General features: G+C 48.9%; 12 protein-coding genes and 1 tRNA gene. 10 read left to right on the forward strand and 3 right to left on the reverse strand.

Features of this window, described 5'->3' with window-relative positions; all coding sequences use genetic code 11:
- Positions 1-39: 39 nt before the first annotated feature.
- A complete protein-coding gene (locus ABXS88_RS11850; protein WP_353672252.1) occupies positions 40-2088 on the reverse strand; it encodes an NAD(P)H-quinone oxidoreductase subunit 5 in 2049 nt (682 codons plus the stop codon).
- 152 nt (positions 2089-2240) lie between these two features.
- Between ABXS88_RS11850 and ABXS88_RS11855 the strand changes: the two genes are divergently transcribed.
- Entirely contained in the window at positions 2241-3524 is a 1284-nt protein-coding gene (locus tag ABXS88_RS11855) for a TldD/PmbA family protein (RefSeq protein ID WP_353672253.1), read from the forward strand.
- 67 nt (positions 3525-3591) lie between these two features.
- Here the strand turns inward: ABXS88_RS11855 and ABXS88_RS11860 are convergent, their stop codons facing one another.
- The gene (locus ABXS88_RS11860; protein WP_353672254.1) at positions 3592-3789 is read right to left on the reverse strand and encodes a hypothetical protein; all 198 of its coding nucleotides are present in this window, start codon (positions 3787-3789) and stop codon (positions 3592-3594) included.
- Positions 3790-4005: 216 nt separating this feature from the next.
- On the opposite strand from ABXS88_RS11860, the gene ABXS88_RS11865 reads away from it, so the two are divergent.
- The 7 genes from ABXS88_RS11865 to ABXS88_RS11895 all read left to right on the forward strand — a co-directional run bounded on the left by ABXS88_RS11865 (position 4006) and on the right by ABXS88_RS11895 (position 21112).
- Positions 4006-9777, forward strand: a complete 5772-nt coding sequence (locus ABXS88_RS11865) for a SwmB domain-containing protein (RefSeq protein ID WP_353672255.1) — start codon at positions 4006-4008, stop codon at positions 9775-9777.
- Between the two features lie 107 nt (positions 9778-9884).
- Positions 9885-15869: a Calx-beta domain-containing protein gene (locus ABXS88_RS11870; RefSeq protein ID WP_353672256.1), complete on the forward strand. Its 5985-nt coding sequence runs from the start codon at positions 9885-9887 to the stop codon at positions 15867-15869.
- A gap of 149 nt (positions 15870-16018) precedes the next feature.
- Positions 16019-16570, forward strand: a complete 552-nt coding sequence (locus ABXS88_RS11875) for a metallopeptidase TldD-related protein (RefSeq protein WP_353672257.1) — start codon at positions 16019-16021, stop codon at positions 16568-16570.
- 76 nt (positions 16571-16646) lie between these two features.
- Entirely contained in the window at positions 16647-19286 is a 2640-nt protein-coding gene (locus ABXS88_RS11880; RefSeq protein ID WP_353672258.1) for a cation-translocating P-type ATPase, read from the forward strand.
- Between the two features lie 17 nt (positions 19287-19303).
- Positions 19304-19711 carry a diacylglycerol kinase gene (locus ABXS88_RS11885; RefSeq protein ID WP_353672259.1) on the forward strand — a complete coding sequence of 136 codons (408 nt, stop codon included), beginning with the start codon at positions 19304-19306 and terminating at the stop codon, positions 19709-19711.
- Positions 19712-20105: 394 nt separating this feature from the next.
- A complete protein-coding gene (locus ABXS88_RS11890) occupies positions 20106-20753 on the forward strand; it encodes an L-threonylcarbamoyladenylate synthase (protein ID WP_353672260.1) in 648 nt (215 codons plus the stop codon).
- Between the two features lie 92 nt (positions 20754-20845).
- Positions 20846-21112 (forward strand): YciI family protein, encoded by a 267-nt coding sequence (locus ABXS88_RS11895; RefSeq protein ID WP_353672261.1) that lies wholly within the window; start codon positions 20846-20848, stop codon positions 21110-21112.
- Positions 21113-21219: 107 nt separating this feature from the next.
- On the opposite strand, the gene ABXS88_RS11900 is transcribed toward ABXS88_RS11895, so the two are convergent.
- Positions 21220-21300: transfer RNA gene (locus ABXS88_RS11900), tRNA-Leu, on the reverse strand.
- A 167-nt stretch (positions 21301-21467) separates the two neighbouring features.
- Here ABXS88_RS11900 and ABXS88_RS11905 point away from each other — a divergent pair.
- Together ABXS88_RS11905 and ABXS88_RS11910 are read left to right on the forward strand one after the other, a co-directional pair.
- On the forward strand, positions 21468-22772 hold the full coding sequence (locus ABXS88_RS11905) for a 50S ribosome-binding GTPase (protein WP_353672262.1): 1305 nt from the start codon (positions 21468-21470) through the stop codon (positions 22770-22772).
- 153 nt (positions 22773-22925) lie between these two features.
- On the forward strand, positions 22926-23564 hold the full coding sequence (locus ABXS88_RS11910; RefSeq protein WP_353672263.1) for a DUF3318 domain-containing protein: 639 nt from the start codon (positions 22926-22928) through the stop codon (positions 23562-23564).
- Positions 23565-23684 lie beyond the last annotated feature (120 nt).

Genomic DNA, 23684 nt, shown 5'->3' on the forward strand with positions numbered 1-23684 from the left:
GAGCTAGAAGCAATAGTGGTAACGAACTAATTAGAGGGTTTAGACGACGCTAAACACGATGACAAAGCCGAGCACCGCCGCAAAGACGATCAGGGCATAGAATTGGGCGCGGCCATTTTCTAGATATTTCAGGCCTTCACCACTGACGAGGGTGACGAGACCGGTTAGGTTAACCGCCCCATCAATGACCTTGTAGTCAACTTCCATGATTTGTCGGGCCAGGCGACGGGAGCCTTGCACAAAAACACGGTCATAGACATCGTCGAAATACCATTTGTTCAGGGAAAAACGGTATAAAACGGGGAATTTTTCGGCAATGCTGGCCGGGTCAATTTTCCCTTGTAGGTACATCAAAATCGCCACGCTAATACCAATTAAGCCGATGCCGATGGAGCTACCGGCCATGATGTAGAATTCATTCCAATCAAAGTGGGTGACGGCTTCGACCACTTCTCCAGGGGCATGGATAAAGGCCTCAAATTGGTTGGCCCAGGGCCGGCCAATCAGGCCAATCAATACCGAGGGCACTGCCAGGGCCATCAGAGGAAAGGTCATGGTCAGGGGCGATTCGTGGGGTTCATGGCTATGGCCGTGGTCGTCGTGGCTGGCCTCATCGTGATCGAGTTCCCGCACATCCATGGCACCCGGGCCAAAGGCCGGTAACAGGTCATAGAAATCCAACACCTTATTTTTTAAGGCCGAGTCGTTGCCGCGAAAAGACCCTTCAAAGGTCATAAAGTACATGCGGAACATATAGAAAGCGGTTAGACCAGCCGTTCCCCAACCAATGGCCCAGAGGGCCGGATTAGCCGCGAAGGCCAGGCCTAGAATTTCATCCTTCGACCAAAAGCCTGCGAAGGGAGGAATACCGCAGATAGCCAGGGTACCGATCAGAAAACAAGTGGCCGTAATCGGCATATATTTCCGTAGGCCGCCCATGATGCGCATATCCTGGGCCAGCACCGGGTCGTGACCAACCACCGCCTCCATACCGTGGATGACTGAACCGGAGCAGAGGAAAAGCATGGCCTTGAAGTAGGCGTGGGTCATCAGGTGAAACAGACCAGCGGAATAGGCCCCAATGCCCATGGCCATGACCATATAGCCCAACTGGGAAATGGTGGAATAGGCCAGGCCTTTTTTGATGTCATTTTGGGTCAAGGCAATGGTGGCCCCCAGAAAGGCTGTAAAACAGCCTGTCCAGGCAATCACGTTCATTACCGCCGGGATGGGCTCAAACACTGGGTACATGCGAGCCACCAGGAAAACCCCTGCCGCCACCATCGTTGCCGCATGGATCAGGGCCGAAATCGGGGTCGGGCCCTCCATTGCATCGGGCAACCAGACATGGAGGGGAAACTGGGCCGATTTGGCCACAGGGCCAAGAAAGATCAGAATGGCGAATAGAGCGGCAATCGTCCCACTCAAGCTACCGGAGGCCACCAAGGTTTCTAAACGTTCCCCCGCAACCCCAAAATCAAAACTATTGGTGGCCCAGTAAAGACCGAGAATCCCCAACAGGAGACCAAAGTCCCCCACCCGGTTGGTGACAAAAGCCTTCTGGCAGGCATCGGCTGCGGCCTTGCGGTCATACCAAAAGCCGATCAGCAGGTAGGAACACATCCCCACCAATTCCCAGAAGATATAGACCTGGACAAGGTTGGGGCTAATCACCAACCCCAGCATGGAGGAAGCAAATAAACTTAAATACGCATAAAAACGAACATAGCCAGGGTCGTGGGCCATGTAGCCATCGGTGTAGATCATCACCAACAGCGCGACGGTCGTGACAATCACTAACATCAACGCGCTGAGGTGGTCGATGACGTAGCCCATTTGTAAATGGAAACTTCCTGCAGAAGCCCATTCCACCATTTGGGAGTAGCTGTTGTGACCCTGGAGTTGGCTCCACAGCAGGCCACCAGAAAGCACCATGGCCGTACCTAAACAGAAGATGATGAACACTGCATTCAACTGCCGTAGTCCATTAGTCATCTGGTTAAAAGAGATGAGTCCAATGCCGACTACCGCCGCTCCGATCAGGGGGAGTAGGGGGATTAGCCAGGCATACTGGTAAAGCAGTTCCATTATTTAATACCTACTTGCAAATCTAGTCCTTATTGTATGGACACCGCCCCCATTGTGGCACAAACCTCCCCGCAAGATTGATGATTTCTATGGGGTTGTTGTCTTCTGGAAGGATGCCATAATCAAACCATTCCGTCACCATATCCCTGCCCATGTCTGCTGACCTAGAAACCCTTTTGGATTTAGCCCTCAAAGCTGGAGCTGATGCGGCGGAGGTTTACCAGGCCTCGTCCCTCTCCCATCCCGTTTTTTTTGAAGCTAACCGTCTCAAGCAGTTAGAAACGGTTGAATCCGAGGGCCTGGCCCTGAGACTGTGGCGGGAAGGTCGTCCGGGACTAGCGGTGGCCTATGGCCCCATTGATCCTCAGCGGCTTGTGGGGAAGGCCTTGGAATTAGCCGCCCTCAATGACCCCGAAGAACCAGCTCTGGCCCCACCCCGTCGGAATTGGCACTCTTCCTTGGGGGAATCTGTTTCAGTGGAAAATTTGATCGATATTGGCAAGGCTACCATTGCGGCCCTGCGCTCGGCCTATCCTGAGGTCATCTGTGGCGGAGAACTGAGTTGCGAGACAGAAAAAACACGCCTCCTCAATAGTCAGGGCCTGGATTGCCAGATTGAAGAGACCAGTGTTAGCTACTATTTCGGCGTGGAATGGATACGGGGAGAGGATTTTCTCGCGGTCTATGACGGTGATTACGGCCGCGGGGCCTTTACGACCGACGAGGTGATTGCCCAACTGCTCCAACGACTCCATTGGGCCAAGGCCCTGGCTCCGAGCCCTACCGGAAAACTGCCCGTACTTTTCACCAGTAATGCCGCCTCCCTACTTTGGGATACGGTGGCCGCGGCCCTCAATGGTAAACGGGTGTTAGAGGGGTCTTCCCCCTGGAGTGAGCGTCAAGGGCAGGGGGTGGTCTCTCCCCTAATTAGCTTGGCTCAGGACCCGAACCTCAGTCCCTACGATTGTCCCTTTGACGATGAGGGCACCCCCACCCAGGCCTATTCCCTGATCCAACGGGGCCAACTCCAGCAGTTTTATAGTGACCGGATGACGGCCCGTCGTCTCGGCCAACTCCCTAGCGGCAACGGTTTCCGGCCTGGCCTGGAGTATTATCCTGTCCCGAGTTTAGTCAATTTAGTCGTGGCCCCTGGCCAAGAAGATGGGCAAAGTCTACTGCAAGCCTTGCCCCAGGCCTTGATCGTGGCTCAAATTTTAGGGGACGGAGCCGATCTGTCCGGCGATTTTTCCGTCAATGTGGATTTGGGCTATGCTGTTGCTGACGGGGAAGTTCTGGGACGGGTTAAGGACACCATGATCGCGGGCAATGTCTATCAACTTTTAAACCAAGTTATCGCTGTGGGCAATGACCGTCGTTGGCAAGGTTCCTACTATACCCCTTCTCTTTTAATTGATGGGGTTGCCATTGTTGCCTAAACAGCATTAACTAACAGTTCGATTTACCTTTTATCAAAAAAGATCTCTATATTGAGCGTCTAAATAGCTAGGGCCGGCCTGATGGACTTTGAGCCCAACGCCAGCGTCGATGCTGAAACATGAATAGCCCCGTGAGCAATAAAAGGGCCGGAACAAGGCTACTTAGGACATAAATAAAGTGGGTCAACCAGCCACCAAAATGACCAATGGGCAAAATATACTGGGCCGCCAAAATCCGTGGGGCTAGGGGAAGCCATCCTCGCATTTTTAGACTTTAGGATGGCCCCGCTGTATTGATCAAAAAAGATAAAAATATCCTTGTTAAAGGCATTTTCTTAGAGAAAAATTGACAATCATTGGTTTTGATTTTCTAGGATCAAACCAACAAAACTTACTTCCTTCTCAGTCAATTATGCTATAAGGGCTAGTAACACCATCTTTATTTCAATGCCACCACCCACTCAATGGGGATAGGGTATTTATGTCTTTGAATCTTACCAACCGTCTCTCGGCCATTACCCAAGACAGCGCAGGAACGACCCATGTTGTTTGGTTAGAAGGAACGAATATTTGGCACGCGGTTTATGATCCCATTTCCCAAACCTGGAAAGATGCCCAGGCCATTGTCAATACTGCCGGTCAGCATATCCGCAGTCTCAATCTGATTGCAGATTCAGGGTTAATTATCGAATCTGGAACTAGTAGTGGCAATACTAGTACGCTCATCCCAGGTCTGGCAGTGGTTTATCAAGAAGGCCGGGAAAACGACAGTAACTTTTTCCATACCGCCGCCCAATATAACGCCAATGGGAATCTGCAATGGTTACCTAGTCCCCAGGCCCTGACTGCGGATCAAGTGGGTGATTTAGAACCTCGGGCGGTGGCAGATAACGGTTTTGTGACGGTGGTAGGGCAAAAGGTTGATCTCGTCAAAGCCCAAAACCAAGCCATTCGAGAAGATGCGGATTTGTACTCTCAAGCGTTTCAAATTTACAGTAACCAATTCCCCACAACCCCATCAGCCCTAGCCACGCCTATTGCTACTTACACGCCCCAGATTGCCAAAGATGGCGTCATCCAAGGGAGCTACATTCAGGGTGGACAAAGTGCGGTGACTGCATTAACCCCTGCTACTTACCAACCCTTGACTCTTGCGGAAACACAATCCAGTAGCTTTCAGGGATGGGGGGCAAATTGGACAGTTTCTCAGACATTTGATACCAACCTAACCAACTTAAAACTGTTTGAGGGAATGTCTAGTGTACCTCAGTCTCTGCTAACGCCCATTTTTAAGAAATTCAATATTACTGGAACATTACTGGGATCTTCAGGGAACAATCCTAATCTTTCATTTTTTGGGGGCGGAATTAGTACAGAAGGACTGTTGCTCAATGCCTCGATGGCAATTCAATTAAATAAAGATGAGCCAGGCAGTAACAATACCTCATCTGGAAATACAGGAAGCAGTCTCAATCCGGCAGGAAACACAACACAACTCTCCCGTAAGCCAGAAATTTCCATCTCCGCCATTGCCGCGACCCTTTATACCTTTGATAAAAGCTTAGGTGAAGACAATCTTTCTTATCCTTTAACAGTGGAAACGGGGAGCGTTGGCCTAACAGTTGGCTTTACATTTCCGTTGCCCATTGAAGGAACACCCATTCTATTTAACTTGTTAGGCAGTGCTGGCCTGGGAATGCAGTGGCAATTATCCCCCAAAGACCCGCAAACCTACGTCTCTCCCGTTGGGGCGGCTTTATCTCCGACAGGGGGGGGGTCTGATACGGTGCTGGCGACGCTATTTAATGTTCCTCCTTTAGGGGCCTTCGCCGCAATTGGCCTGGCGGTGATTTCTGATGTTACAGAAGTGATTGAGTTAATTTTCAGCGACGTTGATCCTGACAGTAATGAAGCCATAGAACTGGAATCCTTGTTGTTTTCGATACCGGTTGCTACAGGCATTGATGGCGGGATTAAAATCCCTTATGTCTTTGAGGCCATCGCCGGGATTCAACTCAGCTTGGTGGGGACGTTTGGCGGCACTCGGGCGGCGGATAATGGTGCATTTCAGTATGACCGTGATTTCAGTCTTGGCTTTCCCATGAATATCACCATTAAACTCTTAGGTTTTCTAGGAGGAACTATTGGAATTTATCCTTATTTTACCTGGGGAGATGATCCCAGTAGTAGTGATTTACTCGCACTTAATCAAGCTAGCACTGATTCTCCCATTGCCATCGTCAAAGGGCCTCTTTTAGAAATTCAAGGGCTACCAATTAATGGAAATCCCACTCCCGATGACTTTGAAGTTGCACTCACGGATCCCCTAGGGCAAGTTACAAAAGTTCCGGTTTTTGGGGTCATCACTCAGGGAGATACAACCCTACTGCGGCTAGAATCTGCGCTTCCCGTAACCACCTTAAATAATGAATCCTTCTCAAATATTACGGTTACTTATCAAAATAATGCTCCGATTCCTGTTATCAATCAATCCTCCAATACTTTTACCTATAATTACAATCCGATTAGCGGCACTAACAGTAACTATCAAGTCACGGAGCAACAGATTTTAGTTGCCTTTAATGCCATATTGAATCCAACTATTACTCCTGCTCTGTCTCGCTTTGATGTCACAGATGTCAATGGAAATTCTATCCTGATTGAGTCCGTTGCCGTGACCCCAAACAGTGTCATCCTAACTCTAGCAGGAACCCCCAGTGGTCTCTATTCCGTAAATTATTCAAGCAACGGCACAGGTAATTTATTGACAACGGCCGATGGTGGGGTAATTACTAGTTTTAATATTGCGAGTAATGCTCCCCCAAGCACTTCTGCACAGGTGAATCGTACCTATAGTAATATCCCTGCTGCCTCGGGAAATACTATCACCACTAATCCTCTGCTTGGTAGCACCGTTGCCCAAGATTACGCTGAGGATAGCCCACCGAATTTAGTTGTAACTGATGCTGGTGTGTTGCTGGCCTGGAGTAGTGATACCCCACCGATTACCCCCATTTCTGCCTTATTATCAGGAACTCAAATTACCCTGACCTTTGCTGACAGCCTCAATAATGACAGCTCTGCCCAGCCTGGGATAAGTCAGTTTCAAGTTCTGATTAACAATCAAGCTACTACGATTCAGGATGTGTTCACGTCAGGAAATAATGTTATTATTACGGTAAATTCAAACACTATTATTGATGCTAACGATACAGTTTCTGTTAGCTACAACATTGATGCTACACCCGGAAATAGCCTTAATAACCTGAATCTTTCTGATGCGACTGATTTTGCTTTTTGGGTGCCGGACTTCACAATGTCTGTGACTCCAGCGAGTAGTCCAACCGAGGCTCCAATGGTGTTAGCGGGAGTGGCGATCTCGAATGTTCTGACGCTGACGTTTGATCAACCCCTAAATCCAACGAATCCCCCTGCACCGAGTCAGTTTAGGGTGACCGTGAACAATGCCAATACAGTGATTGACGTTACGAATGTTGGAGTTGAAAATAACTCTGTTGTATTGAGACTCACTGCACCCATTGGTCAAGGAGATATTATTACAGTGATTTATGGTTTGGGTAGTGGCACATTAGTTAATAGTAATAGCATCCCAGTTTCTCCCTTTACAACTAGCGATATTCTGACCACATTTACCAATCCTGGGACGGTGATTAAGACGCTGTTGGCCACGCCAAGTACCTCAGGAGTGAGTATTGCCGACCAAACCTCAATTATTGGCACAAGTGGCTTAAATTACGATCCGGTGGTGTATTTTAACCAGGCTACGAATCAGGTATTTGCCGCTTGGGTGAATGTGGATAGCAGTCAAATTCAGAATCAAGCTATCCCAGGCCAGGAGTATAGCAACTCAGAGATGATTAACCAGGCCCTGCAAAGCTCAACGATTTATTTTTCTGTTGCGAGTTTAGATGGTCTAGGAACCAATAGCCAAACCATTCCCTGGTCAGTTGCGACTCCCATTGCGAATCAAATAGGTCAGGATACGAATGTTACGCTTGGCCTAGGGCCTGATGGTTTAATTATGGCGGCCTGGTTAAATACCCAACTGAATAATGATACGCCTACAACCACGATTTACTACTCCACATTGAATTCAAGCGCTGGCACTCACCCCCCGGCCTGGTCTGCCCCTACTGCCTTGCTCCCCAACATTAACCCCGATCCATTTACACCTTTAACCATTGGCACGATTAATCAAAACCCTGCCGTCTTCTGGACTGAATCTGCCCCCGCATCCTATCGCCAATTAGTCCTCAACGCTGCCCCATCGGTTTATTTACGCCTGGGAGAACGAAATGGAACGGTAGCCCGCAATAGTGGCCAATTTCAAGCCGCCGCCAATGGCACCTATAGCGGTAATTTTACCTTGGGTGAGATGGGGGCCTTAGAAACCACAAGTAACACTGGCGATCCCAATCCCGCAGTTTTATTTCAGGGAGGAGACGTTACGCTCAATCAACCCGTACCGCTCGCTGACCAGGCCTTTACCATTGAGTTGTGGTTTAAGTTACCGAATTTACCCAAGGAGTCCATCAATCTGATTTCTGCATCGGGATTATTTGGCCTGGGCCTGGAAGTTGATCTAGATGATGCGAGTGCACCGCCATTACTGACTTTTGGCCTGAATAACTTAGGTAATGGGGATGACGCTCAAATTCAGGCGAGTCAAACCTTAGCCAGTGATGTTTGGTATTACGTTTTTGGCACCTATGATGGCTCCAGTCAAACTCTAAGTTTGTATTTGAATGGTGTTTTAGCCAGGACAGTTAATAATGTCGAATTTGATAGTTTTCCCACATCAGCCACCTTGGTTTTAGCTGGAAATTCTACGGCAAATAACCCAGTCTATTTAGATGAAGTGGCATTCTATCCCAAGGCATTAACGGCATCTGATGTTAATGCGGCGGATTTAACCAGTGCAAATTTCCAAAATCTCACAGGAAATCAAATTCTTGAGATTATTGCTGGTACAAGTCAAATTGGCAACCACTACGCCGCTCAATACAACCAACCGATTCCCCCAGGCCCTAATACTTACTATTCCGTTTGGGATGCTTCAAGTTGGCAACTCCCCAGTCAAATTAACCCCACACCCGTAATCGTTCCCACACAATTAGCAAGCATAACAATCCCTATTTTTGACTTAGTTTCTGCAACTCCCGCCCAGGCCCACACGACGATTACTCCCAATGGAATTGCCGATGTCGTCTATCAAATTACGCTCTCTGGACAGCAAAATAAAATCATTACTGGAATTTCCGTGACAAGCGGCAGCCAGGCCTGGGGGATTGGGACTGACAACACTGGCAAGACACTCACCGGTAATCAGCTCGGTCTACTCCTGGGAGATACCCTACTCAATAGCCTCAACCCCGATACTCAATCCTTTAGCCACCCAATTCAAGGAATAACGGAAGATCTCTTTTTGTTTGTTGATCTGGGCAGTAACACTACAACCTCACCTAATCCAGCTAATGTCACTGTTTATTTTCAAAATAACGACAATCCTCTAACGCGTAATAATATTTCTCCCTATTTAATTGATGCAGTGTCAATGGGGCCTGGGCAAATCGTCACGGGAACCGCAACGGTCACCGAAGCAAATGATTCCTCCCTCGCGCTGATTGATAGTGGGTTTATTATTAATTCCGATAATCCGGCCATTGGGTATGTTTTGGCCAGTGGGTTTAATTCCGATGGTAGTTTGTCCTATGTGGCAGTAGGGAATAGAGGCTATAGCGACACTCAAGGCAACGTCATCACCAATGGTACGGTTCAGATATTATTTAGTGGCAGTGATATTCTCTCCGGCAGTGGCTCCTTAAGTACCATCAATCTCGATGGCAATTCCAATGGCGTCTTAATTACCAATATTCTTGATGGCGGCGATAATCAACGAAATCTCTCTCTTTCTTTAGCAACAGGTGATATTGACGGGGATGGGATTCCTGATTTAGTGATTGGTGCGCCCAATGTCGGTAACTTTGCCGGGGCGGTTTATGTCATCTATGGCAGTTATCTCACCAGTCAAAAAGGACAAACCATTGATGTTACTAATCTCAGCACGACATCAAACGGTATGGGATTTGTGGTTAATGGCAACGCGGCCGAGGATTTAGCCGGATTCTCTGTGGTGGTGGGGAACTTTGATGGGGATGCCTATGATGATATTGTTTTTGGGGCCCCTATGCCAAAGATAGTAACGGAAATCGGGTTGGTCAGGTTTATCTAGTCCCTGGTTTTGCTCAAGAGGGTTCTCCTAATTCGAGTGTTATTTATACGGGTCAAAGTTTTGATATTCCCAATCCCGAACCGAATCCACCAAGTCCAACCCTAACAGTGGGTGAAGGGGCCGGGTTTGCCCTGGGAGTTTCACGGCGATTAACTAATGGCCCATCTACATTTACAGGCAGTACAACTACGGATGATCTTTTTATTGGTGCACCTAACTATCAAATTCAAGTCGCTAATCAGTGGACGAATAAAAGTAATCTCCCCGGCCAAAACCAATCCAATTTTCCTGATTCGAGTTGGGTTTCAGCCGGAGCAGTTTATGTTTTTAATTCAAATCAAGGCTTAAGTTCCAATGCAACTCCTTGGGCGACCTATACCGGGCCAACGATTCCCAATGCTCAAGGGACTGCCACTAGCTACTTTGCCGGAACTGTAATTGGCTCAGGTTTGAACACGGATTTCACAGATTATGATGGAGATGGCCGCCAAGATTTAGTGATTGCTGGGCCTGGGGCCAATACCAATACGGGACAGGCCTATTTGCTCAGTGGGGCGGGTGCAACTAAATCAACAAATTTACAAGCCTTAAATACAGTCAGTAACCTCGTGATCAATGGGGGCCTGGCTGGGGGCAAAACAGGAGCAGTTATCACCTCACCGGGAGACTTAAATGATGATGGCTATCAAGACTTCTTAATTACTGCTCCCCAGGGGGCCAATGCGACGGGTCAGAGTTATGTCCTGTTTGGGCCGCTAGATTTAAGTCAATTCGGGACTATTTTTGATTTAAATGTCACCGCTAACGACAACAAAACCACATTTTTACTCAACGGCAATCAACCCTACCAGGCCACGGGAACAGCAGCAGTTGGCGTGGGTGATATTAACAATGACGGCATAGATGACCTAATGCTCACGGCTCCAGTGGCTCAACAACTCTATGCAGTTTATGGACACCCTTGGTTAGCAGACGATGGCAGTATCAAACTTTCGGATGTTTCTTCTAATAATGGCTTTGTGATTGATGGCTATGAATATTCCCTTCCCTCTAGCCTCTTTGGTTATGTCCTCACCTTTGATCTTGGTTATGGTGCTAATTTTGAACTGACTTCTGCTTTGTTACAGTTAATTTCGCCCACCGGTCAAGTCATCTGGCGGTCAAATCCAGGGGTAGGAGTTACTGTTACGCCCGAAGCCTACGCCATTATGCAAAGTGACGGTAACTTTGTGGTCTATGGCCAACCTGGTAATAATCCCGGTGATGTCATTTGGAGTTCCAATACATCAGGGAATAGCGGTGCTGTCTTGAAACTAGCGGCGGACGGCGGTCTTTATATCGTTGATTCCGAGGGCAATGTTGTCCCAAATGGCACCCTACATCCTGGGAATACCAGCCTGATTAGCACTGCTGTCACCCTAGAGGAAAATCAAGAAATCAATATCAAGTTCGATACATTTCTGGCTAATGGGGAGAATGGGGGCAGTCTCTTTGGTAATGGTCTCAACGTCGTGATGGTTGGGGATGTTAATGGTGATGGCTTTGCGGATGTGATTTCTGGGGGGAGTCCCGCTGGGGGAGTGCTTATTTTTGGCAACAGCACGAAAGATTTACTCGATGCAGCCCTAGGCACTGACGATTTAATTATTTCGGTGGAAAACGCTCAAGTTAAAGAGTTTGTTGCCCTTGGAGATTTTAATGGGGATGGCCTGGCTGATTTTGGCGCTATTGATCAGCAGGACAATTTCTATCTGATTTTAGGCAGTCCGGAATTAGGTGGCCAAGGTAGCCTGATTATTGACAGTACTTTGCCAAATTTATCTAACTTTAACCAGGCCTGGGGAGTTGGAGATTTTAATGGGGACGGTTACGATGATTTTGTCTTACAAGGCCCTAATTCTACAAGTGTTGTTTACGGCAACGCCAATGGAACATTAACCGACTCATCTTCTTTAACGTTTGGTAACAGTTTTCCCCTACCCAGTTCTTTCACCGGTATTGACTTAAATGGGAATGGCATCAGGGAGATTATCGCTGGTCAGCCCAAATTAAACCCAGTCGCTAATATCGGTGGCTTTGGCGGTGGCATCCAGTATTTTACCTATGAGTCTGGAAATCCTGTTTTACAACCTACGGTTAATCCTCCCAATGCCTCAGTTACGGCGGCTCTCGGGCTGTTGCCATGGGGGCAAATTTCGTTTCCCAATCAATATGCCCAAAGTGTGACATCATTTGCAATTTTAGATGGCTGGCTCTATCAAGCGTTTTACGGAATTAACGAGCGTATTTCCACTAAAGATTCCTATATTTATATCCAACGAAGCCGAGATGGTGTCAACTGGGAAAACCTTACTCAAGTCGTCCCGCTTGACAGTAATGGTACGCCAATTGATCTTAAGAATTTACCCCCCTCAATTACAGCCTACAATGGCACGCTTTATTTAGGCTTTACTGCTGACAATGGCCAGGTGTGGGTTGCAGAAGGTGTCAATACTAATGCCAACGCCGGGATACGCATCAATGCAGTACCAATCAACCAAACCTCGAACAATGGCCCAACATTAGTGGCCTTTAATGATGAACTCTATGTATTCTTTGTTAAAGATAATTCGGATGATCTGATTCTCTATTCTAGTTCCAGTAATCCGGGGAGTAGTAGTGGTTGGGATAATGGCAATACTGTTTTAACCTTTAACGGTGTTGCTCAGTCGACTAATCAACCCCTCAGTGCTATTGTTGTCCCTGGTTCAGATGGGGATACTCTTGCCGTAGCGTTTCGCTCCAATAACTCTGCCGCTGCTTGGACTAGCCTTCTCAACTCCAGCGATTTAACGAATTGGCAAGGTTCAGCAGAATTAAACCAAGTTGATACCAATTCCCAAGTATCTCTAACCGTTGTAGATGGGACTTATTATTTATTTTTTACTACATCCAATGGGGATAGTTTTGAATATATTACTTCCACAGATGGCTTGAACTGGGGAGACACTGCATCAGTTCCCGATGATGAGAATGCAGACCTTAACGGGTTGTCTTCAGTTCTATTTAACCAAAGTTTTATTATATCATTGAATGAAAAAGATATTGACTCTCTTCTTTTTGCTTTCTCAGATCCCTTATTTGATCCTAATCAAGTCAGTCGTTGGGGTGAGCAAGTCCAGGACATTGGCGATTTTAATGGTGATGGTATTGCTGATTTAGCTGTGTTGGCCCCTGGCTACCGAAATCTACTGCAACTTCCAATTTTTAACTACCCAACAATAAACAATTTAGGAGGAGTATTTATTTACTATGGCGAGGAGGGTGGTATTTCGGTCAATAATCCTCCTGATGTTGTTTTAGCTGCGCCAGATCTTCCCAATGAAACCATTTTTGAGTTGCTGGAAATTACCCCTATTAGTGATGTAAATGGGGATGGCTTTGATGATCTGTTAATCAGCGCACCTCTCACCCCTGTTATTGCAGGTCAATTTCCTGATGTCAATGGTGATCAAGGGGTAAGCTGGGTTGTTTTTGGCGGAACCCATTGGGGAAATGAATACACCGCGAATTCGCCTTTCGGTTTAGGGAACCTTGCCAACAATCAAACCAATAACACTCAAAACTTTAATCCCTATGGTTTTGTGACGACTGGATTACCCAGTTCCCAGGCCGGTATTTCCATCAGTGGTGGGGCTGATATCAACGGCGATAGTTTTAGTGATTTTGCTCTAGGTGCGCCGGGTAACTTCGACAATCTCAACTATGTTCTGTTTGGTAGTGACTTTACCTCCCAAGTCAATCAACTGGGTACAATTGGCGATGATGTCATGCTCGGTAGTCCCACAGGAGAAATTTTTGTTGCGGGCCAAGGGGATGATCAAATCTATACCAAAGGTGGGGTAGATACAGTCTATGCCGGGCCTGGGGATGATTTTGTCACGGTCACTGATACCAATTTCCGGCGATTGGATGGGGGCAGCGGGAACAACATTCTCAAATTCACGGGCTACACCAATCAAAATTGGGATTTAACCACCCTGTCTCCAGGCCTGCGACTGAAAAACTTTAATATTCTCGATGTCCGGAACTACGGGGCCAATATCCTCACCCTCAATGCTCTGACGATTACCCAACTTTCAGCTAATAACGAAATTCGAGTTCTCTTAGATGCCAATGACAAGCTTAATCTCGATCCCAGTTTTAATAGCCCCAGTGAAAAAGTCTATCTCGATAACCAAAACTATTACCGATACACCTCAAGTGCTTCTGCTGCAACCGTCTTAGTCAATGTCCCCAATCAAGTCACTTTTACCGCTCTCAGTACCAACACACCAATTCTGAACACCATCCCCACGGCCCAAGCGAGTGCCTTGAGCACTGATAATAATGCCAGTTCCCTGACGGGGGCTACGCTGGTTACGACCGCTAGTACCGATCCACCGCAACCCACTCGCTTGTTTGTCTCTAATCCAACGGTTGCTGAAGCGGCCGGTGTCGCAACCTTCACGATCCAACGGACTGGGGACTTGAATAAATACGTTGCTGTTAATTATCGTACCCAGGACGGTAGTGGTAAAGCCGGCGATCGCTATCTTCCCAATTTGGGGCGTTTTGTCTTTGCTCCCCAGGAGGCCAGCAAAACCATTACGATTGACTTGCCCAATGATGCGATCTATACAGGAACTAAAACTTTTGGATTACAGGTATCTCTACTGGTAGAAGCAGATACAGGGGAGACGTTGCCCCTAGAATTTGAGGCGGAGGCCGCTGGGGAAGGGGGACAAATTCGGGGTTGGCGCTTAGAGGAGCAGGCCACGAACAATGGCGTTTTAGGGGGCGCCTTACAGTTTGAGGTGACAAGCACCGAGGGCCAAGCCCAAGTAAGTCTGAGCCTAGACGGCCTGCCCGATTTTAATAGTTACTACAGCTACAGTCCTCAGACGGATACTTACCAGGAACTATTATTCGATGGTTCGACCGGAGCGAGTTTTCGCTCGGACCAAGGCCATACCGTCCAGCTCGTGGGCCAGGACGGAGAACGGGGAGATAGTGATGATGTTCCCAACGGCCTGGTACAAGTCCATGGCTATGTGGGACGGACGATTCCAGGTCTGGTATCCCAGGATCATCGTATTTTTTGGGCACCAACCTTGGCCGATGGCCAGGGCCAATGGCGCTTGATTGGGACGTCTAGTCAAGATTATGAATTAGGCTGGATTGCCGTGGATGATTTGCAGGGTACCATTGATGGTCTATTGCCCAGTGATCCTAACTACCAGGCCCTGGCCTTAGGCCGTAAACAGGTTCTTTTCCACAACAAAGGTGGGGCGGCCCCACAGGCCTTGAGTCGGCAGATTGCTCTAGAGGGCTTCGTCAATGCAGACAATTTGGCACCCACGGAGGAAGAGTTTTTTGGTGAATTACAGCCCTTTAGCCTAGCGGCTAATCGCTACCATATACTCTATGCTCGCCAAGGAGAGAGCCTGACTTTTTCGTTAACTGAACCGCCCCAGATCGTTAATGATAGCCGTGGTTATCATCAGCTCTCTTTTGGTGGTATTACCGCTGAAATGAGTTCAAGTACGGTGTTCATTCCAGGGCCTTGGAACGAACGGGTTTCTGTGCAGGCGTCCCTGAGCCGAGCGGCGGATTATGAAAATGTCATTGCGCTCTACCCGGTTGATACCTTAACGGGGGGATTAACCTTGCTGGGCCCTGAAGCTACTGATCCGAGCACCTTATATCCCGGTGATCCTGGTTATGCTCAAGTGGCCCTTGAACGAGCCAGAAACCCCGTGACAGGCGTAATTTTGAATACACCGTCAAACTTGGCGACGAACCAACAACGGCTAGAACTCCAGGGCAATACCCTCTATGGCATGGTTATCGTCCCCAACACCACGCTGGAGGCCGTCCTTAACCAAAACCCCAATAATCTCCCTGGATCAGGCCCAGTTGCTCTGTTTTCCTTTGGGGCCGCTAATCCCGATGGTCGTTCCCACATGGCCCGGTTAGGCAGTAATCTCTTTGGCTTTGAAGATATTTGGGGGGGCGGCGACCAGGACTATAATGATATGGTTCTCCGTCTCGTGCCACAGATCATCACTTAGAGCCAGCGGTCAATATCTTAAGATTAGAGGGCCTTTTACTTGATTCAACGCCACCGTCGATGCTGAAACATTAATAGCCCCGTGAGCAATAAAAGGGCCGGAACAAGGCCAGCTGGAGCTTAAATAAAGCGAGTCAACCAACAACCACAATGACCAATGGTAAACGGGGACTAGAGGGCTCCTCTCCCTTGATTAGCTTGGCTCAGGATCCTCAACTCAGTCCCTATGATTGTCCTTTTGACGATGAGGGCACCCCCACCCAGGCCTATTCCCTGATCCAACGGGGCCAACTCCAGCAGTTTTATAGTGACCGGATGACGGCCCGTCGTCTCGGCCAACTCCCTAGCGGCAACGGTTTCCGGCCGGGTCTGGAGTATTATCCTGTCCCGAGTTTAGTCAATTTAGTCGTGGCCCCTGGCCAAGAAGATGGGCAAAGTCTACTGCAAGCCTTGCCCCAGGCCTTGATCGTGGCTCAAATTTTAGGGGACGGAGCCGATCTGTCCGGCGATTTTTCCGTCAATGTGGATTTGGGCTATGCTGTTGCTGACGGGGAAGTTCTGGGACGGGTTAAGGACACCATGATCGCGGGCAATGTCTATCAACTTCTAAACCAAGTTATCGCTGTGGGCAATGACCGTCGTTGGCAAGGTTCCTACTATACCCCTTCTCTTTTGATCGATGGAGTTGCCGTTGTTGCCTAAGCCCATGGAGTGCCATCGGTTCTCTTTTTGAAGCCCTCTCCGATTTATGACATAGATAACGTCACTGAGGATTACGATGGTTGCACCTATTCACAATAATCCCTTTAATGGCTTGTCGGCCCAGGAAGCTGCCGATCGCTTAAAGCAAGATGGCTACAACGAACTACCCTCGACCCAGCATCGTACCTTTGTGACGATTGCGCTGGAAATTATCCAAGAGCCAATCTTCTTGCTCCTGATTGCCTGCGGTGTCATCTATCTCTTTTTAGGCGACGCTCAAGAAGCAATTATTCTACTGGGGTTTGTCTTTTTTATCATTGGCATCAATCTTTACCAGGAGCAAAAAACCGAGCGGTCGTTGGAGGCCCTGCGAGACCTATCCAGCCCTAGGGCCTTGGTGATTCGGGATGGAGAGCGCCAGCGGATTGCCGGGAGAGAAGTAGTACAAGGTGATTTAATTGTGGTTGAGGAGGGGGATCGGATCCCCGCCGATGCCGTACTGTTGTGGGCGACGCACTTAACCGTCGATGAGTCGCTGTTAACTGGCGAGTCAGTTCCCGTTAGGAAGCGTGCTATTCATCCGTCAGAGGATCCCGAGGAACTGTCAGCAACGCTAAGGCCTGGGGGAGACGATTTACCCTGCGTCTATTCCGGCACTCTCACCGTTCAGGGTCAGGGCATTGCCCAAGTACAAGCAACGGGGATTGACACGGAGATGGGTAAAATCGGTAAAGCCCTACAAACGGTTGAACCCGAAGAGACTGTATTACAAAAAGAAACCCGTCGCATTGTCGGTAAATTGACGATTATCGCGCTAGCGATTTGTGTGGTAGTAGTTATTCTGTACGGACTCAGTCGGGGCGATTGGCTGAATGGATTTTTAGCGGGGCTAGCCTTAGCCATGGCTATTTTACCCAATGAAATTCCGGTCGTTCTGGCTATTTTTTTGGCCCTCGGAGCTTGGAGATTCTCTCAAAAACAGGTGCTAACTCGTCGTATTCCAGTGGTTGAAACCCTTGGATCAGCAACAGTTCTTTGTGTGGATAAGACGGGGACTCTCACCTTGAACCAAATGGCCGTCAAACAATTGTTGGCTTACAATTCTTCTCAATCCTATCTGTACGATGTCACTCTGCATGAGCGAGAGCCCTTGCCAGAAACTGTACATCCCTTGATTGAGTTTGGCATCTTAGCCAGCCGTAAAGATCCCTTCGATCCAATGGAAAAGGCTTTACAGCAGATTGGGCGGAGTTATCTGGCACAGACGGAACATCTACACGATGACTGGGAACTGTTGCACGAATATCCCCTATCCACGGATCTCTTAGCGATGTCTTGTGTTTGGGAAGCTCCCACCGGTGAACTCACGGTTGCGGCGAAAGGGGCCCCTGAGGCGATCGCCGATCTTTGCCATTTCAGCATCAGTCAGCAACAGGAACTGGCGGAATACATTCAGGTTATGGCCAAGGAAGGCCTACGAGTTCTCGGCATCGCCCAAGGCCGCAAAGCAGGAGCCTTACCGCAAACCCATGCTTTTGAGTCGTCCCCGCCCGATTCTCCCCTCAAGATTGATGAGCGACTGCCCGTTCAACAACACGACTTTGAGTTTGAATTTGTCGGACTAGTTGGGCTAGAAGATCCCGTTCGCCCGACCGTCGCCCCAGCAATCGCTGAATGCTATAGTGCCGGCCTTCGGGTTGTCATGATTACGGGGGATTACCCAGTGACAGCGCAAAACATTGCTCGCCAAATTGGACTGACACCTACGGAGAAGGTCATTACCGGCAAGGAATTGGAGCAAATGAGTGAAGCGGAGCTGCGGGATCGCATTCAAAGCACCAATATTTTTGCCCGTGTCGTCCCTGAACAAAAATTGACCATTGTCAATGCCCTAAAGCGCTCGGGGGAAATTGTGGCCATGACTGGTGATGGGGTAAATGATGCCCCGGCTCTCAAATCTGCCCATATCGGCATTGCCATGGGGGAACGGGGAACGGATGTAGCAAGAGAATCAGCCGATCTCGTGTTACTTAATGATGATTTCTCCTCCATTGTGGAATCGGTAAAACTGGGGAGACGCATCTTTGACAACCTCAAAAAAGGCATGGCCTATACTTTAGCGGTTCATGTTCCCATTGCAGGAATGTCCCTAATTCCTGTGGTATTTGGCTGGCCGTTAGTTCTACTCCCTATCCACATTGCCTTTCTGCACCTCATTATCGATCCCGCCTGTACCGTCGTGTTTGAAGCTGAACCCGCAGAAAGCAATATTATGCGTCGCCCCCCTCGTAATCCCAAAGAACCCCTGTTCAGTCCTCGAACTTTGCGATTGGCCTTACTCCAGGGGATCAGTGTTTTAATAATACTGGTTATTGTATTTGCGATTGCCTATTACAGCGGTAGTGGTGAATTAGATGCCCGTGCCTTGGCCTTTACGACCTTGATTATTTCTAACCTAGCAATGATCTTAACCAATCGTTCCTGGTCGCGAACCATTCCAGAAATGCTGCAAGCACCTAATCAGGCATTATGGTGGGTTCTGGGCGGTGGAGTTTTCTTTTTGGGCCTAATTCTCTACGTTCCCTTGCTAAGACACCTGTTCAGCTTTTCCTTTCTTCATGCTGATGATTTACTGGTTAGCTTGATGTCTGGCGTTGTTAGTATTTTCTGGTTTGAAGGACTAAAGCTGTGGAATCGTCGGAGCGTAAATCGGTAAAGACAAGCATGATATAGATGATCAGAACTGTCACTGAAAATGCTATGCACAAAAGAAATCATAGCTCCGGTTATCATCCAATCCAAAAGCTCAAGATTATCCTAAAGGGCCTGCGCATTGCCGTCATCTCTGATTTTAGTGTTGCCTACAAGCTTGCTTTATCTATACCGGTACTTATTCTTTCTTTCCTGTTTCGCCAATGGGTTGATGTCACGCTCATTTTACTAGCAACGGGAATGATGCTGACTGCCGAATTATTTAATAGTGCGGTTGAAATTTTATGTGACTTTATAGAGCAAAGTGAAAATACTCAGATTGGTATCATTAAGGATATTGCGGCGGCAGCAACTGGTATTAGTATTTTTGTCTGGGCTACGACGCTAGTGCTGGAAGGAAGCCATCTTTGGCAATTACATAAAAGGTAAATTAACCTGAATTATTCCCTTCGGATTGGTAAGATACAGAATGCGTATCAGAATCTGAGCTATCTGACTGGCTTTGAGATTTGACCGGCAATCACCGTAAAACACAACTTCTGCAACCAAACAATTACCCCAGACTGCCTTCTCTGTTCCGCCATCATTACCCAGCAACCTGATTCAACTGACTCAGGATAGTTATTAGGAACGGTTGGCAACACCTTCCACTGCCTTTTTTATAAAGGTCAGCAACAGGGCCAGGGGATTGATCTTTTGGTTGATGGTGCATGCCTAGAGGGAACCTGACCAGACGATCAGCATCACAGGCAATCTAGTCCTTCAGGTAGCCGTTACCACCAAGCTTGTGATACTTTAAGGCGATAATCAATCGGAGATATTTATGGCTTTAACTCAAACGGTACAGATCCTGAAGCCCAGTCTAGGTATTGTGCCCCAACTCCTACAACATCTGGAGCAGGACAGAGTTGTATTACTCCCCATGGATACGGTTTATACCCTGGTGGCCCACGGGGCCAGACCCCAAGCTATTGCGGCCCTGCGTCAGCTCAAAAACTTTGATAAGGACCAACCCCTTGGCATGTTGACCCGTGGTGACCGGGCGGAAGAAGTCGTACAAACCACACCGGCAAGCCGACGCATGATGGCGCATTTTCCCTGTCCGATTACCATGATCATGACGGCCCAGCCCCACCTAGACCAGGGAATTACCCAGGGATTTGCTAATATTTTTGTGGCTTGTCCCGACCCCTTCATCTACGATCTTATCGGAGCCATTCCCTTTCCCTTAGTATCGGCTACGGCCAAAGTTGGCGGTGAACCCATTACCAGTTTCCAGGCCGCCCAGCGTTATTTCAGTCATCTCGTCCCCGTGATTGTGGATGGTGGTGTGTGTCGTTACAGTCGTCGGGGTACCCTGATCGATTTCACCTTGCCCATTCCCACCATTATGAACTTCGGCCCCATGTCCGTGGACGACCTCCGGCCCCTACTACCGGAGATTATTCTGCCGTCCCACCTGATGAAATAGGCCCTGGGCGATCCATATGAACTAGTTGCCATCGAGAAGAGAACCGACCAGGGTAAGCTAGGACAAAGACTATAATCCCCCTCAATTGTTCTATGCCCTGGTTCGTTAAGATTGAGCGTGGCATTGTTGATAAAGCCACCTTTGACCAGTATGTCCCGGCTCACAAGGCCTACGTTCAACAACTCATTCAGGAAGGTTACCAGGCCAAAAGCGGTTACTGGGGAGACTTCGGCGGGGGCATGTTGTTATTCCAGGCCAATGATTTAGAAACCGCTCAGGCCATTGTGGCCAAGGATCCGCTCATTCAGAATCATTGCGTCACCTACGAATTACACGAGTGGCGCATTGTCGTGGAGTAGGCTCACCAGACTCCCTCCTCAGGCACCGTTTCTCACGCGATGCCCCCGGTTCAAGAATACCCAGAATCCGAAGCGTCTAACTCTTAGATTGCGGTAACAATACCTAATGCGGACGGAGAGACTCGAACTCTCACATCAGAGATACTAGAACCTAAATCTAGCGCGTCTACCAATTCCGCCACGTCCGCGTGACAAGAATATTATCATAGCCCAAAAACCGTGTCTTGACTATGCACCGCCCAATTTTCTAGGCCCTGATTAATGACCCATCCTCAGTACAGGGCCAGCTGCATCATTGAGCATAAATTTTCTGATTAAAATAACGTTGAATGTAAAAAACATCAGACGATTTTGCATGGATGATGACAAACCCCTCGTGCCTTCCCCAACGCCACCGTCACCGGACAGCGGGGCCGCTTGGCTCAACCATTTAGCGAATTTGTGGAATACGACCCAGAGTGGCCTCCATCGGTTACTACCCCTCGATAAACTGGCCCAGGGCCTGGTGCGGGGTTTTACCGTCAACGAAGACCAAATTGCTGAAATTTTGGCCCAGGTCAGGGCCGAACTTCCCACCACCGAAATCATTTTAATTGGCAAACCCCAGGCCGGGAAAAGCTCCATTATCCGCGGTTTGACAGGGGTTTCTGCTGCTATTGTGGGCCAGGGCTTTCGTCCCCACACCCAAAATATCCAGCGCTACGCCTACCCTTCCCCGGATCTTCCCCTCTTTCTCTTTACCGATACCGTGGGTTTAGGGGAGGCGAACCACACCACGGAAGCACTTCTGGCCGACCTAGAAGCCACCCTCCAGACTGGTGGAGAACCGGCCAGGGTACTGGTCTTGACCCTTAAAATTACGGACTTTGCAACGGACAGTCTGCACTATATTCTCAGTACTCTTAGGCAAAAATATCCCCAGATTCCTTGCCTATTGGCCGTGACCTGTCTCCACGAAGTCTATCCCAGCCGAGCAACGGAACATCCTGCCTATCCCCCCGATTTTCCTGAGGTTCAGCGGGCCTGGACAGCGATTCAGTCCAGTTTTGCGCCCCTCTGGGATCAAGCCGTGTTATTGGACTTCACTCTGGAAGAGGACGGCTACGAGCCAACTTTTTATGGCCTAGCGGCCCTGCGGGAAACCTTAGCCAGTTTATTGCCTGAGGCCGAGGCCCGCACCATTCATCACCTTTTAGATGGCGAAACGGGGAAACGCTTGGGCTCTGTGTATCGAGATGTGGCCCGACGCTATATTTTAACTTTTGCTCTTATGGCTGGTACCTTGGCGGCCATTCCCCTGCCCTTTGCCACGATGCCCGTACTCACGGCCCTCCAGGTCTCCCTCGTGGGTCTCCTGGGCCAACTCTACGGCCAGGTGTTAAGTCCCTCCCAAGCGGGGGGCGTGGTCAGTGCCATTGCGGGAGGATTTCTGGCCCAGGCTGTGGGACGAGAACTTATTAAGTTTGTCCCCGGCTTCGGCACGGCGATTGCGGCCTCCTGGGCCATGGCCTATACCTGGTCTTTAGGGGAAGGGGCCTGCGTCTATTTCGGGGATTTGATGGGCGGTAAAAAGCCCGACCCTCAGAAAATTCAGAACGTGATGAAGGAGGCTTTCCAAACGGCCCAGGAACGGTTTCGTGATCCCCAAAGCAAATCTTGATGACTAGAGGGCCAAGCATTGTCGAAGTCTGCATTGCTCCAATTGAAATCTTGCGACAGACTCCGTTTTTCAATTGCTGATGGGTTTCCCGTCGTCCCTTGACCCAATTGGTTAAAATTGCATTAACTCCCTTGTTGATCAGTTGGTAAATTCATGACATCCTACGCATCTGCTACTGCCCGGGCCGAAATGAGTGAACTTCGGCGTTTAAAAAGTTTGTTACCCCCGGAACTCCAGAGTTGGGTCATGGTAGAGGGAAGTACGGAAGTCAATCCGCCCCTGATTCGCTCGGAAGAGTTGGGCCGGGATGAAATCGAGATTCAGATCGACTTACCGAAATGGGAAAATCTGGCCATCGACCAACGCAATCTACTCTTTTGGCATGAAGTAGCCCGCATTCAAAACGATACGATCCCCCGAGAAGGATGGGAAATGGCGGCCCTGGCCATTGGTCTTGGTGGAGCCGTCGGGGAACTTTGGGTACAGGATGGCCTGCTTCTGCTCCTGGCCCTGGGCCTGTGTGGCATTTCCGGTTATCGGCTCTGGCAGAAAAATAATGGGGATAAAAAGCTCAAGGAAGCCATTGAGGCCGACGAAAAAGCCATTAGCCTGGCAACCCGCTTTGGCTATACCCTCCCCAACGCCTATAAAAGTCTCGGCAGTGCCTTTAAATCGCTAATCGAACAAACACCAAACCGTCGTCAGCGCAAACAATACGAATCTCGTCTCCAGGCCCTGCGCCAGAGTGCTGCCAAGATGAAGGCCAAAACGCAACAGAGCCAAGTTCGTTAGAACTAACCCTACCCGTCCTCCCCTTCACAAGGGGAGGTGCCGAAGGCGGAGGGGTAAAAATCGCGAATATCCCACTTCTGCAACCCTCGCCCTCAATCACTTCCCCAGGACGGGAGGGGG

The organism is Synechocystis sp. LKSZ1 (assembly GCF_040436315.1).
In the GTDB taxonomy this organism is placed as follows: Bacteria; Cyanobacteriota; Cyanobacteriia; order Cyanobacteriales; family Microcystaceae; genus Synechocystis.